Annotated in this window: 10 protein-coding genes; all 10 read right to left on the minus strand. The window is 70.8% G+C overall.

Features of this window, described 5'->3' with window-relative positions; genetic code table 11:
• Nucleotides 1-79: 79 nt before the first annotated feature.
• Nucleotides 80-1513 carry a ThuA domain-containing protein gene (locus IE262_RS19190; RefSeq protein ID WP_189875112.1) on the minus strand — a complete coding sequence of 478 codons (1434 nt, stop codon included), beginning with the start codon at nucleotides 1511-1513 and terminating at the stop codon, nucleotides 80-82.
• Nucleotides 1514-1523: 10 nt separating this feature from the next.
• Nucleotides 1524-4043: a PQQ-dependent sugar dehydrogenase gene (locus tag IE262_RS19195; RefSeq protein WP_189875114.1), complete on the minus strand. Its 2520-nt coding sequence runs from the start codon at nucleotides 4041-4043 to the stop codon at nucleotides 1524-1526.
• Between the two features lie 159 nt (nucleotides 4044-4202).
• On the minus strand, nucleotides 4203-5207 hold the full coding sequence (locus tag IE262_RS19200) for a sugar phosphate isomerase/epimerase family protein (protein ID WP_134027895.1): 1005 nt from the start codon (nucleotides 5205-5207) through the stop codon (nucleotides 4203-4205).
• 14 nt (nucleotides 5208-5221) lie between these two features.
• On the minus strand, nucleotides 5222-6514 hold the full coding sequence (locus tag IE262_RS19205; protein WP_189875116.1) for a Gfo/Idh/MocA family protein: 1293 nt from the start codon (nucleotides 6512-6514) through the stop codon (nucleotides 5222-5224).
• A 124-nt stretch (nucleotides 6515-6638) separates the two neighbouring features.
• Entirely contained in the window at nucleotides 6639-7676 is a 1038-nt protein-coding gene (locus IE262_RS19210) for a substrate-binding domain-containing protein (RefSeq protein WP_134027899.1), read from the minus strand.
• A gap of 17 nt (nucleotides 7677-7693) precedes the next feature.
• Nucleotides 7694-8716 carry an ABC transporter permease gene (locus IE262_RS19215; RefSeq protein WP_189875118.1) on the minus strand — a complete coding sequence of 341 codons (1023 nt, stop codon included), beginning with the start codon at nucleotides 8714-8716 and terminating at the stop codon, nucleotides 7694-7696.
• The gene (locus IE262_RS19220) at nucleotides 8713-10275 is read right to left on the minus strand and encodes a sugar ABC transporter ATP-binding protein (protein WP_134027903.1); all 1563 of its coding nucleotides are present in this window, start codon (nucleotides 10273-10275) and stop codon (nucleotides 8713-8715) included. Before IE262_RS19220 ends, IE262_RS19215 begins: the two co-directional genes overlap by 4 nt.
• 170 nt (nucleotides 10276-10445) lie before the next feature.
• Nucleotides 10446-11627 (minus strand): ROK family transcriptional regulator, encoded by a 1182-nt coding sequence (locus tag IE262_RS19225; protein ID WP_134028962.1) that lies wholly within the window; start codon nucleotides 11625-11627, stop codon nucleotides 10446-10448.
• Between the two features lie 269 nt (nucleotides 11628-11896).
• Entirely contained in the window at nucleotides 11897-12574 is a 678-nt protein-coding gene (locus IE262_RS19230; protein ID WP_189875120.1) for a GntR family transcriptional regulator, read from the minus strand.
• A gap of 240 nt (nucleotides 12575-12814) precedes the next feature.
• Entirely contained in the window at nucleotides 12815-13756 is a 942-nt protein-coding gene (locus IE262_RS19235; RefSeq protein WP_134027908.1) for a beta-ketoacyl-ACP synthase III, read from the minus strand.
• Nucleotides 13757-13891: the final 135 nt, after the last annotated feature.

Consider the following 13891-nt stretch of genomic DNA (forward strand, 5'->3'; position numbering starts at 1 on the left):
GGCGATCACTGGTGAGAGGGGCGAAACCGGTGAGAGGGGGACGGCGGGCGGGAGTCCGGCGTCCCCCGCCCGCCGCCGTTCAGTCGCCCGGCGACGGAGCCGCGGAGGCCGCGGTCCGCGCGGGCAGTTCCTTGATCCGGATGTCGCGGAAGGACACCCGGTCCTCGGCGCCGTGGTTCTGGATGCCGACGTGACCGTCACGCAGGCTCCGGACCGGATCGGTGTTGGTGAAATCGTTGATCTGCACGCCGTTGAGCCAGACGCGCAGCCGTTCGCCCTCGACGCGGATCTCGTACGTGTTCCACTCCCCCGGCGGGTTCAGCGCACGGTCGCGCTTCTTGATGTCGGCGGACTGGAAGCTGTACACCGAGCCGGTCGTGCGCTCGGGTACGTCGGTGGCGTCGATCTGGATCTCATAGCCGTTGTTCACGGCCGACCACGGGTCGTCGGAGGCCGGGAAGCCCACGAAGACACCCGAGTTGTCGTCGCCGGAGGCACTGGCCATCTTCCAGTCGAGTTTCAGCGAGTACGACCCGAAGCCGGAAGCGGCGTACCAGAGCATGCCGAGGCCGCCCGACGACGTCAGCGTGCCGTCGTCGCTCAGCTCGAAGGAACCCGGCCCCGCCTGCCGCCACGCCGACAGGGACTCCGTGGTGCCGTCGAACAGCGACCTGTAGCCGTTCTCCGGGCGGCAGTCGGCCTGTGCCTCACCGGTCGCCCACCGGATCCCGCCCAGCAGGTGCTGCCGGAAGGCGGGCTCGGCGTACGACTCCTTGGTGTGGCCGCCTCCGGTGTAGAAGGCGCGCCCGCCCTGGTACTCCTGGCACCAGGCGATCGGGTGGTCGCCGTTCATGGTGCCGCCGGTGTACGAGGACTCGTCGAGCGAGGCGAGGACGTGGGCCCTCTCGCGCGGGTTGGAGCGGTAGTTGTACCACTCGTCCGTGCGGTTCCAGGTGGCTTCCAGCCCCGAGGTGGCCGGGTGGGCCCGGTCCTCGACGTCGACCGTGGCGGGCTGGATCGCCGGGTGCGACTGGAAGTACGCCCCGGCGAGCCCGCCGTAGAAGGCCCAGTCGTACTCGGTGTCGGCGGCCGCGTGGACGCCCACGTATCCCCCGCCGCGCCGGACGTACCGTTCGAACGCGCCCTGTTGGGTCTCGTTCAGGACGTCACCCGTGGTCGACAGGAAGACCACGGCGTCGTACCGGGCGAGGTTGCGCGCGGTGAACGCGCCCGCGTCCTCGGTGGCGTCGACCGCGAAGCCGTGGGCGGCGCCCAGTTCCTTCACGGCGGCGATACCTTCGGGGATCGAGTCGTGGCGGAAGCCACCGGTCTTGGAGAAGACCAGGACCCGGCTCTCCGCACGAGCGGCAGCACCGGTATCGGCGCCGGACCCCGTGTCCTGCGACGCCGCCGCTCCCGTCCCGGAGCCCTGCGACATCGCCGGCCCCGAAACGCACCCGATCAGCAGCGCGGCGCCGACCACAGCGGTCGCCAGTCGTTCGCTTGCTCTCATAACAGCCCCCTCAGCCGGCCGAAGACGTTGTGAAGGTGAAGTCGTCCACGTCGAACAGGCCGCCGCTGCCGCTCCCCTTGAAGACCAGGTAGAGCGTGGTGGTGTCACGCGGGGCGCGCGACAGGCCGGCGCTGACGTCCTGGAAGTTCTCCCAGCCGCCGGTCACGGGCACGGTCGCGGTGCCGAGCACCCGGCCGGTCGGGGAGCCCGCCCGGACCTCCAGTTTGCCGCCCGCGCCGCCGGACGAGATCCGCGCGGTGATCTTCGTGGCGTTGGACAGCACGTACGGCTTGAAGGAGATCCAGTCGCCGTTCGAGATGTCGCCGACCGTCTTGCCTCCGTTCGCGCCGGCCTTGGACTGGATCGTCACGCCGGAGGAGTCGTTGAAGTGCTCCGCCTGGCGGTGCCTGGGCTGGAGGACGCTCTGGTCGTGGGTGGTCAGCGGGGCCTGCCCGCCCCCGCCGAGGTCGGTGTACTCGGCGTCGAGGACCCCGAAGATGTTGGCGTCCTCGTCATGGCCGCCGTCGGCGCTGGTCTGGATGGTGCCGGAGCAGCCGTTGGCCGAGGTCAGCGGGTGGCCGTGGCTGTCATGGCCGAGGACGAAGCTGACCTTCACCTTCGAGCAGTCGACCGCGCTGCCGTCCTCCGCGTCGGTCACCTTCACCTTGAACGGCACGGCGTCGCCGAAGCTGAACAACTGCCCGTCCGCGGGGAGTTCCAGCGTCACGGTGGGCGCGGTGTTGCCGACGACGATCTGCACGCTCGCGCTGCCGGTGCGGCCGGTGGTGTCCTTGGCGGTGACGGTCGCCGTGTAGGTGCCGTTCTTCTTGTACGTGTACGTGGGGTTGGCCGCGGTCGAGGTGCCGCCGTCGCCGAAGTCCCAGCTGTAGGTGAGCGCGTCGCCGTCCGCGTCGGAGGTCCCGGCCGAGGAGAAGCGGACCTTCAGCCCCGTCTGTCCCGAGGTACGGTCGGCGGTCGCCTGGGCGACGGGCGAGTGGCCGTCGGTGGCGTTCTCGATGCGGTACAGGGCGGAGTTCTCGTCGCCGCCGAACCAGGAGATGCCGTAGTCGAGGACGTACAGGGCGCCGTCCGGCCCGAAGGCCATGTCCATGACCTGAGTGCCGCTCCAGGGGACGGGGTTGATGGACTGCACGGTTCCGTCCGCGTCCGACGTGATCCGCTTGATCCAGCGGCGGCCGAACTCACCGGCGAAGAAGTCGCCGTCGTAGGCCTCCGGGAACTTCACCGGGGAGTCCAGCGAGGCGTCGTAGCGGTAGACCGGGCCGCCCATCGGGGACTCGGAGCCGTCGCCGAACTCCGGTACGGAGTTGCCGTCGTAGGGGATCCAGGCGGGCTGGGCCGGGGGAAGCTCGGTCAGCCCGGTGTTGTTCGGCGAGGTGTTCTTCGGGGCGGCGCAGTCGAAGGCGGAGCCGGAGGCGCCGGTCGCGAAGTCGTAGTCGACGTAGGCGTCGTTGTCGCCGGTGCAGTACGGCCAGCCGAAGTTGCCGGCCTTCGTCACACGGTTGAACTCGACCTGTCCGGAGGGGCCACGCTCCGGCTTCGCCGCGCCCGCGTCGGGGCCGTAGTCGCCGATGTAGACGATGCCCGTCTCCTTGTCGACGCTGAAGCGGAACGGGTTGCGGAAGCCCATCGCGTAGATCTCGGGGCGCGTCTTGTCCGTGCCCGGCGGGAAGAGGTTGCCCTCGGGGACGCTGTAGGAGCCGTCGGCGTTCACCTTGATGCGCAGGAGCTTGCCGCGCAGGTCGTTGGTGTTGCCCGAGGTGCGCTGGGCGTCGAAGGCCGGGTTGCGGTTCGCGCGCTCGTCGATGGGCGTGAAGCCGTCCGACTGGAACGGGTTGGTGTCGTCGCCCGTCGACAGGTAGAGGTTGCCGTCCTTGTCGAAGTCGATGTCGCCGCCGACGTGGCAGCACAGGCCGCGTGACGCCGGTATGTCGATGATCTTCGTCTCGCTGGCGGTGTCGAGCGTGCCGTCGGTCTTCAGGACGAAGCGGGAGAGGCGGTTGACGCCGTCGAAGGGTGCGAAGTCGGCGGCGGTGCCGGTCTCGGGCGCGTCGCCCGCCGGGGTGTCCAGCGGGGGCGCGTAGTAGAGGTAGATGAAGCGGTTGTCGGCGAAGCCGGGATCGACGCCGACGCCCTGAAGTCCTTCCTCGTCGTGCGCGTACACGGCGAGTTTGCCCGCGAGCCTGGTGTTGCCCGCGGCGTCGGTGAGGCGGAGGGCGCCGTCGCGCGAGGTGTGCAGGACCGAGCGGTCGGGCAGGACGGCGAGCGACATGGGCTCGCCGACCTCGGGTTCGCCCTTGGCGAGGGTGACCTGCTGGAAGTCCTCGGCCGCGGCGGCGCCCGCCGGGGCGGCGGCACCCTGCTCGGCGACGGCTGCGCCGGCCGTGGGTGCGGTGAGGGAGAGGGACGCGCCCGCGAGCAGCAGGCCGCTCAGCAGCGCGAGTGCCCCACGGATCGTTGGTCGTCTGGTACGGCTGGTGTGGTCCCTGATGTTGTCGTACGGGTGCACGAGATGCCTCCAGGAAGGGGCTGGTCGTACGGGGGTGCACGGGTGTGTGCGAAACGCCGGGGTGCGCCGTCACCCCGGAGGGATCCCCGGAGGGATCGGTGCCCCGGGATGCGCCGTCATCCCGGAGACACCTGTGGGGAACGTGCTGAGCGGGGTCGCTCAGTCGTTGCCGCCGAACGCCGCGTCGAACGAGGCCGACGGCGGCTCGTAGTCGTAGGCCTTGAGACGGGTCAGGGCTTCGGGAGCGCCCTGGAGCCGGTCCATGCCGGCGTCCTCCCACTCGACGGAGACGGGTCCCTGGTAGTCGATGGAGCGCAGCATCCGGAACACGTCCTCCCAGGGGACGTCACCGTGACCGGCCGACACGAAGTCCCAGCCGCGGCGCGGGTCACCCCACGGCAGGTGGGAGCCGAGGCGGCCGTTGCGTCCGTCGAGCCGTTTGCGGGCCTCCTTGCAGTCGACGTGGTAGATCCGGTCGCGGAAGTCCCACAGGAAGCCGACCGGGTCGAGGTCCTGCCAGACGAAGTGCGAGGGGTCGAAGTTCAGCCCGAACGCGGGTCGCCGGTCGACGGCTTCCAGGGCACGCTGGGTGGTCCAGTAGTCGTAGGCGATCTCGCTGGGGTGGACCTCGTGCGCGAACCTGACGCCCTGTGCGTCGAAGACGTCGAGGATCGGGTTCCAGCGCGTCGCGAAGTCCTCGTACCCACGCTCGATCATGGACTCGGGGGCGGGCGGGAACATGGCGACGAGATGCCAGATCGCCGAGCCGGTGAAGCCGATGACGGTGTCGACGCCGAAGGCCGCGGCGGCCCGTGCGGTGTCGGCCATCTCGGCGGCGGCCCGCTGCCGTACGCCCTCGGGTTCGCCGTCGCCCCAGATGCGGGCGGGCAGGATCGCCTGGTGGCGTTCGTCGATGATGGCGTCGCAGACGGCCTGGCCGACCAGGTGGTTGGAGATCGCCCAGCACTTCAGGCCGTACTTGTCGAGAAGCTGGTGGCGCGACGCGATGTACGAGGGGTCCGCAAGGGCCTTGTCGACCTCGAAGTGATCGCCCCAGCAGGCGAGTTCGAGGCCGTCGTAGCCGAAGTCCCGGGCGAGGCGGCAGACCTCTTCCAGGGGCAGGTCCGCCCACTGGCCGGTGAAGAGTGTGAAGGTGCGCGGCATGCTCTGAGCCCTCCTCAGACCGGGATGGGTGTGTAGACGGAGTTCTTCTCGGCGCTCTCCTCGACCGCCGCGAGGACCCGCTGGACCTGCAGCCCGTCGGCGAAGGAGGGTTCGGGGCGGCGGCCCTCGGCGATGGCGTGGACGAGGTCGCGGGCCTGGTGGATGAAGGTGTGCTCGTAACCGAGACCGTGCCCCGGCGGCCACCAGGCGTCCAGGTAGGGGTGGTCGGGTTCGGTGACGAGGATACGGCGGAAACCGGCGTGTTCCCCGGGTTCCGTGGCGTCGTGGTAGGCGAGCTCGTTGAGGCGTTCCAGGTCGAAGGCCAGGGAGCCGCGCTCGCCGTTGAGTTCGATGCGCAGGGCGTTCTTGCGTCCGGTGGCGTAACGGGTGGCTTCGAAGGACGCGAGGGCGCCGGAGGTGAAGCGGCCGGTGAACACGGCCGCGTCGTCCACGGTGACCTGCCCGGTGCCGGCGGACGACCCGGCGGACAGGCCGCTGGTGGCGCCGACAGGCAGCGGCCGCTGACGTACGAACGTCTCGGTGAGCGCGGACACCCCGGCGAGCTGCTCCCCCGCCAGACACTGGGCGAGGTCGACGATGTGCGCGCCCAGGTCGCCGAGCGAGCCGGAGCCGGCCGACTCCTTGCGCAGCCGCCAGGTGAGCGGGAACTCCGGGTCCACCAGCCAGTCCTGAAGGTACGTCACCCGTACGTGCCGCAGGGTGCCGAGCCGGCCCTCGGCCACCATCCGCCGGGCCAGGGCGGTGGCGGGCACCCGGCGGTAGTTGAAGCCGACCATCGCCAACTGGCCGCGCCCGTACGCCGCTTCGGCCGCCTCGGCCATCGCCTCGGCCTCCGCGACGGTGTTCGCCAGGGGTTTCTCGCACAGCACGTGCTTGCCCGCGGCGAGCGCGGCCAGAGCGATTTCGGCGTGGCTGTCGCCGGGGGTGCAGATGTCGACGACGTCGACGTCGTCGCGTTCGATCAGGGCGCGCCAGTCGGTCTCGGCCGCCGCCCAGCCGTGCCGGTCGGCCGCCGCGCGTACGGCGGTCGCGTCCCGGCCGCAGATCGCGGCGAGAACCGGACGGCTCGGCAGGTCGAAGACGCGGCCCGCGGTGCGCCAGCCCTGGGAGTGGGCGGCGCCCATGAAGGCGTAGCCGACCATGCCGACGCCGAGCGAGGGCTTGGTGACGGTCGCGCCCGCGCCGTCCCCGGCCCCGGTGTCCGCCTCGGCCGTGACCGCCGCCCCGGCCGTGGCCGGCGTCGCGGCACCTGCCTCGGCTTCGTCGGGCTGTTGCGGCTGTCCCATACGGAGGTCCTCCTCGTTCGTCATGGCGCGGTGGGGGGTCTGTCCTGGTCCGCGGGTCACACCGGTCGGACCGGTGTGTCCTGGTTCGCGGGTCACACCGGTCGGACCCGCGGAGCAGGGCGCATCACTTGAAGCCGGTGGACATGTACTGGTCGACGTTGTCCTTGTCGACGACCGCCGAGTAGAGCGTCAGCGAGGCCGGGATCTCGAACTCGGCGAGACCGCCCACACCCTTGCCCTGGCCGAGGGCACGGGCGAGGTCGATCGCGGACGCCGCCATGGTCGGCGGGTAGAGCACGGTCGCCTTGAGGACGCCGTCGTCCTTCTTGATGGCCTGGAAGGCGGACAGGGCGCCCGCGCCGCCGACCATCAGGAAGTCGTCGCGTCCGGCCTGTTCGATGGCCCGCAGCGCGCCCACGCCCTGGTCGTCGTCGTGGTTCCACAGCGCGTCGAACTTCGACTGCGCCTGGAGGAGCTGGGCCATCTTGGCCTGCCCGGACTCCACGGTGAAGTCGGCGGCCTGCCGGGCCACCTTCTTGATGTTCGGGTAGTTCTTCAGCGCGTCGTCGAAGCCCTGGGTGCGCTGCCGGGTCAGCTCCAGGCTGTCGACACCGGCGAGTTCGATGACACGGGCGTTCGGCTTGTCCTTGAGCTTCTCGCCGATGTAGTGCCCGGCGTTCAGGCCCATGCCGTAGTTGTCGCCGCCGATCCAGCAGCGGTACGCCTGCGGGGAGTTGAAGATCCGGTCCAGGTTCACCACGGGGATGCCGGCGCGCATCGCCTTCAGGCCGACCTGGGTGAGGGCCTTGCCGTCGGCGGGCAGGATGACCAGGACGTCGACCTTCTTGTTGATGAGGGTCTCGATCTGGCCGATCTGCTGGGCGGTGTCGTTGGAGCCCTCGGTGATCTCCAGCGTGACGTCCTCGTACTTCTCCGCGCGGCTCTTGGCGTTCTCATTGATGGCGTTGAGCCAGCCGTGGTCGGCCTGCGGCCCGGCGAAGCCGATCGTGACCTCCTTGCCGGGCTTGTCGTCGGCGGCCGGCTGGTCGTTCGCCGCGGGCTCCTCGCTCGACTCGTTGCTGGTGCAGCCGGCGAGGAGGGCGCCGGCCGAGACGGCGGCGGTCCCGAAGAGCAGTCCTCTGCGGCTCGTGACGTGTGCCATGGTGGGGCCCTTCCGTGTCAGGTCGTCGTGCTTGCCGTACGTCGCTGGACCAGGACCGCGGCGACGATGATCGCGCCCTTGGCGATCTGCTGGACGTCGCTCTGGAGGTTGTTCAGCGCGAAGATGTTGGTGATGGTGGTGAAGATCAGGACGCCGAGTACGGAGCCGATGATGGTTCCCCGGCCTCCGCTGAGCAGGGTGCCGCCGATGATCGCGGCCGCGATGGCGTCGAGTTCGTACAGGTTGCCGTTGGTGTTCTGTCCCGAACCGGACAGTGCGATCAGCAGGAACGCGGCGATGCCACAACACAGCCCGGAGAGCAGGTAGAGGTACAGGCGCTGGCGGCGCACGTCGATGCCGGCGAGGCGGGCGGCCTCCGCGTTGCCGCCGACGGCGACCGTGCGCCGGCCGAACGTCGTGCGGTTCAGCACCAGCCAGCCGATGATCGTCACGGCCGCGAAGACGAGGACGAGCGGCGGGATGCCGAGCACGTACGCGTCACGTTCGGTGAGGTTCAGAATGCCGTCGACGGTGACGATCTGGGTCTTGCCGTCGGTGATCAGGAGCGCGAGACCGCGGGCCGAGGCGAGCATGGCGAGCGTGGCGATGAAGGGGACCATCCCGCCGTACGCGATGAGCACTCCGTTCACCAGCCCGCACCCGACACCGACGATCACCGCGGTGAAGAGGATGCCGGCGAAGCCGTACTCCTGCGTGGCCACCGTCGTCGCCCACACGGAGGCGAGCGCGACGATCGCGCCGACGGAGAGGTCGATGCCGCCGGAGATGATGACGAAGGTCATGCCGACGGTGACGACACCGATCACCGAGGCCTGGGTGAGGACGAGTTGGAGGTTGCGGGTGTCGAGGAACTGGTCGGGCCTGGTGATGCCGCCGATGACGATCAGCGCGGCGAGGACGCCGAGGAGTGAGAAGGTGCGGACGTCGGCGCGGAAGAGGAGAGCGCGCCAGGCGGGTGGTTCACTGGCGGGTGTCGCTTTGCCGGTTCCGCTCCGGGGCGGGGACACGTGCTGTGTCATGACGCCGGGCTCCCTTCACCGGCCACAGGGCTTCCAACACTGGCCACCGGGCTTCCTTCCATGACGAGGTCGAGTACGCGGTGTTCGTCGAGTTCGCGGGCGGGCGCGGTGTGGACGACGCGGCCCTCGCGGAGCACCAGGACGCGGTCGGCGAGGCCGAGCACCTCGGGGACCTCACTGGAGACCAGCAGGACGGCCAGGCCCTCGTCGGCGAGACGGCGGACCACCGCGTACAGCTCGGCGCGGGCGCCGACGTCGACGCCGCGGGTGGGTTCGTCGAGCAGCAGGACGCGGCAGCCGCGCAGCAGCCAGCGGGCCAGGACGGCCTTCTGCTGGTTGCCGCCGGAGAGCGTGCGCACCGGCACGGACGGGTTGTCGGGCCGCAGCGACAGCTCCCGGGTCGCGGTCCGCGCAGCCGCGAGTTCGGCGCCCCGGTCGATCCAGCCGCCGCGTGCGAAGCGGGACATGGACGACACGGAAACGTTTCGGGTGACGGACTCCAGCATCAGCAGCGCCTGTGCCTTGCGCTCCTCGGGCGCGAGTCCGAGTCCCGCTCTGACGGCGGCCCGTACGCTGCCGAGGCGCAGCGGCCGCCCCTCGACGAGGACCTGACCGGCGCTCGGTTTGCGGGCGCCGTAGATCGTCTCCAGGATCTCCGACCGCCCGGATCCGACCAGTCCGGCCAGGCCCACGATCTCGCCGGGGCGGACCTCCAGGTCGAGGGGCTCGAACTCGCCGTCGCGGGCCAGTCCTCGCACCTGGAGGACCGGCGTGCCGTCCGCGGGCGGCGCGGGCGGCCGCTCCGGGAAGACGTACTCGACGTTGCGTCCCGTCATCAGCGCCACGACCTCGCGCGTCGGTGTGCTCTTCGCGGGCAGCCCGCCCGCCACGGCGCGCCCGTCCTTCAGTACGGTCACGCGGTCGCCGATGCGGCGGATCTCCTCCAGCCGGTGCGAGATGTAGACGACGGCCACCCCGTCGGCCGTCAGGTCGCCCACGATCCGGAACAGGTTGTCGACCTCGTCCGGGTCGAGCGCGGCGGACGGCTCGTCCATGACGATGAGACGTACGTCGTGGGAGAGCGCCCGGGCCATGGAGACGATCTGCTGGTGGGCGGCGGACAGGTCACCGACGAGGCGTGCGGGATCGATCTCGGGATGACCGAGCCGCCCCAGCAGAGCCGCCGTCGACTCCTTGGCCGCCTTGCCCCGGACGACGAAGCCGGCGGCCGTGGGTTCATGGCCGAGGTGGACGTTCTCGGCCACCGACAGGCCCTCCACCAGGTCGAGTTCCTGGTAGATGGTGGCGATGCCGAGGCGCATGGCGGCGATCGGGGACTTCAGGGTGACGGGTTCGCCGCGCCAGGTGATCGTGCCGTCGTCGGGCTGGTGGGCGCCCGCGAGGACCTTGATGAGGGTGGACTTCCCGGCGCCGTTCTGGCCGAGCAGGCAGTGCACTTCGCCGGCCTGGACGTCGAGGTCGACGCCGTCCAGGGCGCGGACCCCGGGGAACGACTTGGTGATGCCGGACATGGTGAGCAGCGGTGGTTCTGGTGCCATGACGGTTCCCCTTGGCGGGCGTGCGGGCCGGTTTCAGGGCGATGGGCCTGCTGGGCAGGCGTGTTGAGGACAGGGCGGAGCACGGCAGAGCAGGGCTGAGCAGGGTGGAACAGGGTGGAACAGGGCTGAGCAGGGCGCTGTGCTGGTGACCGGTGGCTGCTGGAGTTGGGTTACGCGGGCGAGAACAGGTGGTCGCTGATCAGCCGGGCCGCGCCGATGACTCCGGCGGCGGGGCCCAGCTCCCCGAGAACGATGGGCAGGTTGCCGGTCGCGAGAGGCAGCGACTGGCGGTAGACCTGGGTGCGGATGGCGGCGAGCAGCGTGTGGCCGAGGCCGGTGACGCCGCCGCCGATCACCACCAGGCCCGGGTTGAAGAAGCTGACGAGTCCGGCGATGACCTGGCCGGTGCGGTTTCCGCCCTCGCGGATCAGGTCGAGTGCGGTGGCGTCGCCGGCCGCGGCCGCCGCGGCGACGTCGGCGGCACTGAGGGAGCCGTTGGTTTCCAGTCGGTTCGCGAGTTCGGCGGAGAGCCCCTGCTGGGCGGCCTCCGTGGCGTCGCGGGCGAGCGCGGCACCGCTGAAGTAGGCCTCCAGGCAGCCCCGGTTGCCGCAGGCGCACGGGCGGCCGTCCGGTACCGCCACGATGTGCCCGATGTCGCCCGCGCTGCCCGTCGTACCGCGGTACACCTCACCGCCGACGACGATGCCGCAGCCGATTCCGGTGCCGATCTTGACGCAGAGGAAGTCGCCCGCGGAGCGCGCCACGCCCGCGTGCTGCTCCCCCGTCGCCATCAGGTTCACGTCGTTGTCGACCATGACCGGGCAGCCGAGCTCCTGGCTGAGCGCCTCCCGCACCGGGAACCCGTCCCAGCCCGGCATGATCGGCGGCGCGACCGGAATGCCCTCGGGGAAACGGACCGGCCCGGGGACGCCGATGCCGGCGCCGTCGAAGCCGTCCGCGAGCCCTGATGCCTTCAGCTTGGCGGCCATGGCCAGGACCTGCTCGAAGACGGCGACGGGGCCTTCCCGTACGTCCAAGGGCTGGTTGATGTGCCCGAGGACCTCCAGCTCCGCGTTGGTGACGGCGACGTCGACGGAGGTCGCGCCGATGTCGACGCCCAGGAAGCGGAGGCCGGGCGCGAGCCGGATGTTGTGGGAGCGGCGGCCGCCGCGCGAGGCGGCGAGTCCGTCGGCCACGACCAGGCCCGTCTCCAGCAGCCGCTCCACCTCGACGGCCAGCTTCGACCGCGAGAGGTCGACCTGGTCACCGAGCTGAGCCCTGGAGTTGGGTCCACCGTCCCGCAACAGACGCAGCAGCCGGGCCTGGTGGGTGTTCGCCGGTCGAGCCGTCATGCGTCTCACGAGCCCCTCCCCGCCTCAACCGGCCTGTGTCCGTCGGGTTCCAGCCACATGTGTGGCTTGCTTTCGAGGGGAACGTAGCAGTGGCTGCCGCGAGTGGGAAGAACTTGCGCACGAATTACTTACTACTTTCTCCACTCACAGGACAAAGGCGGGTCGGAGGGTGTCCTCAACCGGCCGCCGGGCGCGGCCCCGTCGACGGTCGAGTCGACGGGGCCGCGCCCGGCGGCAGCACCCGCAAGCGCACGCAGATATCTGGAGACCTACGATCGCGGACGGGCGTGGTAGGTCCTGCGTGTGTGCTCCGTGTGGGCGCGCATGACCTCGGTGGCGCGCCGCTCGTCGCGGGCCGTGATCGCGGCGATCAGGTCGCGGTGCTCGATCCAGGACTGCTGTCCGCGCTGCCGGGCGACCGGCGTGTAGTACCAGCGGACGCGGCGGTCGACCTGGCCGGCGAGTTCGGCGAGGACCGTGTTGCCCGCGAGTTCCATGACCTTCGCGTGGAAACGGGCGTTCATCGCGACCGCGCCGTCCACGTCGTCGGCCTCGACGGCGCTCTCGCCCTCGGCGCACAGTTCCTCCAGCGCCGTGATACCCGCCGTGTCCGCGTGGGCGGCGGCGAGCCGGGCCGCCTCGGCCTCCAGCAGCGTGCGCACCGTGAGGAGTTGGTCGGCTTCCTCCTCGGTCGGCTCGTGCACGAACGCGCCCTGGGCGGGCCGCAGGTCGACCCAGCCCTCGGTGTTCAGCCGCTGCAGCGCCTCGCGCACCGGCTGCCGCGAGACCCCCAGATGGCCCGCGAGCTCGCTCTCGACCAGGTGCTGGCCGGGCTGGAGGGCGCGCGTCGTGATCAGTTCGAGCAGCGCCTCGTACACGCGGTCGCGCAGCGGACCGGGGCGTTCGAGCTTGGGCACCGCCCCCTGTGGCAGTCCTGTCGACAACATCGCGTCCCCCTCCAGGGCAACGGCGGCGCGGCAGCAGCCGGAACGTCAGTATGGATTGTCTTTCGTCTACAGTCTACGGTGCACAGTGGCCAGGCCTGGAGGGAGTTGGCCTCGTCACATCGGCTGCATCACCGAGAGATCATTCGGCGCCGTCGAAAGTCATGCGGCCCTCACCGGAAGCGAGGCCCGCATGGGTAGTGGGGCCCACACAGGCAGTGGGCCCACCAGACCGGTGGAGCCTCACGGGCAGCGGACGACCTGCCCCGCGTACGACAGGTTTCCGCCGAAGCCGAACAGCAGCACGGGGTCCCCGGTGGAGATCTCGCCGTGCTCGACCAGCTTGGACAGGGCCAGCGGGATGCTCGCCGCCGAGGTGTTCCCGGACTCGGTGACGTCCCGTGCCACCACGGCGTTCACCGCGCCGATCTTCTCCGCGAGCGGTTCGATGATCCGCAGGTTGGCCTGGTGCAGGACGACCGCGGCGAGTTCCTCCGGGGCGAACCCCGCACGCTCGCACGCCTTCCGGGCGACGGCCGGCAGCTGGGTGGTCGCCCAGCGGTAGACGCTCTGCCCCTCCTGCGCGAACCTCGGGGGCGTTCCCTCGATGCGTACCGCGTGCCCCATCTCCGGCACCGAGCCCCAGAACACCGGTCCGATGCCGGGCTCGCCCTCGACGCCCTCGACGACGGCCGCGCCCGCTCCGTCACCCACGAGCACGCAGGTCGTACGGTCGGTCCAGTCCGTGACGTCGGACATCTTGTCGGCGCCGATGACCAGGGCGCGGCTCGCCGCGCCCGCGCGCACGGCGTGGTCGGCGGTGGCGAGCGCGTGGGTGAAGCCGGCGCAGACGACGTTGACGTCCAGGGCCGCCGGGGAGGGGATGCCCAGGCGGGCGGCGACCCGGGCGGCGGTGTTCGGGGAGCGGTCGACGGCCGTGGAGGTGGCGACCACGACGAGGTCGACGGCACCCGGGGCGAGGCCCGCGGCGGCGAGCGCCTTGGCGCCGGCGTGCGAGGCCAGCTCGTCGACGGGCTCGTCGGGCCCGGCGATGTGACGCGTACGGATGCCCACCCGGGACTTGATCCACTCGTCACTGGTGTCGACCATGCCCGCCAGGTCCTCGTTGGTGAGCACCTTGGCGGGCTGGTAGTGGCCGACGGCGGCGATGCGAGTGCCGTTCATGGGTGGATCCCCCTCGTAGCCTCGGGTAGCGGGATTCACCAGTCTGATCACTGACTCACGGGTAAGTGTGCACGTACAGACACAGGAAAGGGGCGGCAGGGTTGTGGGCTTCTGTCATTCCCCAGGACGCCCGAA

It is taken from the genome of Streptomyces bluensis (assembly GCF_014650715.1).
GTDB lineage: Bacteria > Actinomycetota > Actinomycetes > Streptomycetales > Streptomycetaceae > Streptomyces > Streptomyces bluensis.

What these genes read in the sequence shown, in the direction of transcription:
- IE262_RS19215 (WP_189875118.1), bottom strand. Translation starts at nt 8,716, where the DNA reads ATGACACAGCACGTGTCCCCGCCCCGGAGCGGAACCGGCAAAGCGACA.
- IE262_RS19200 (WP_134027895.1), bottom strand. Translation starts at nt 5,207, where the DNA reads ATGCCGCGCACCTTCACACTCTTCACCGGCCAGTGGGCGGACCTGCCC.
- IE262_RS19190 (WP_189875112.1), bottom strand. Translation starts at nt 1,513, where the DNA reads ATGAGAGCAAGCGAACGACTGGCGACCGCTGTGGTCGGCGCCGCGCTG.
- IE262_RS19225 (WP_134028962.1), bottom strand. Translation starts at nt 11,627, where the DNA reads ATGACGGCTCGACCGGCGAACACCCACCAGGCCCGGCTGCTGCGTCTG.
- IE262_RS19210 (WP_134027899.1), bottom strand. Translation starts at nt 7,676, where the DNA reads ATGGCACACGTCACGAGCCGCAGAGGACTGCTCTTCGGGACCGCCGCC.
- IE262_RS19230 (WP_189875120.1), bottom strand. Translation starts at nt 12,574, where the DNA reads ATGTTGTCGACAGGACTGCCACAGGGGGCGGTGCCCAAGCTCGAACGC.
- IE262_RS19235 (WP_134027908.1), bottom strand. Translation starts at nt 13,756, where the DNA reads ATGAACGGCACTCGCATCGCCGCCGTCGGCCACTACCAGCCCGCCAAG.
- IE262_RS19205 (WP_189875116.1), bottom strand. Translation starts at nt 6,514, where the DNA reads ATGGGACAGCCGCAACAGCCCGACGAAGCCGAGGCAGGTGCCGCGACG.
- IE262_RS19220 (WP_134027903.1), bottom strand. Translation starts at nt 10,275, where the DNA reads ATGGCACCAGAACCACCGCTGCTCACCATGTCCGGCATCACCAAGTCG.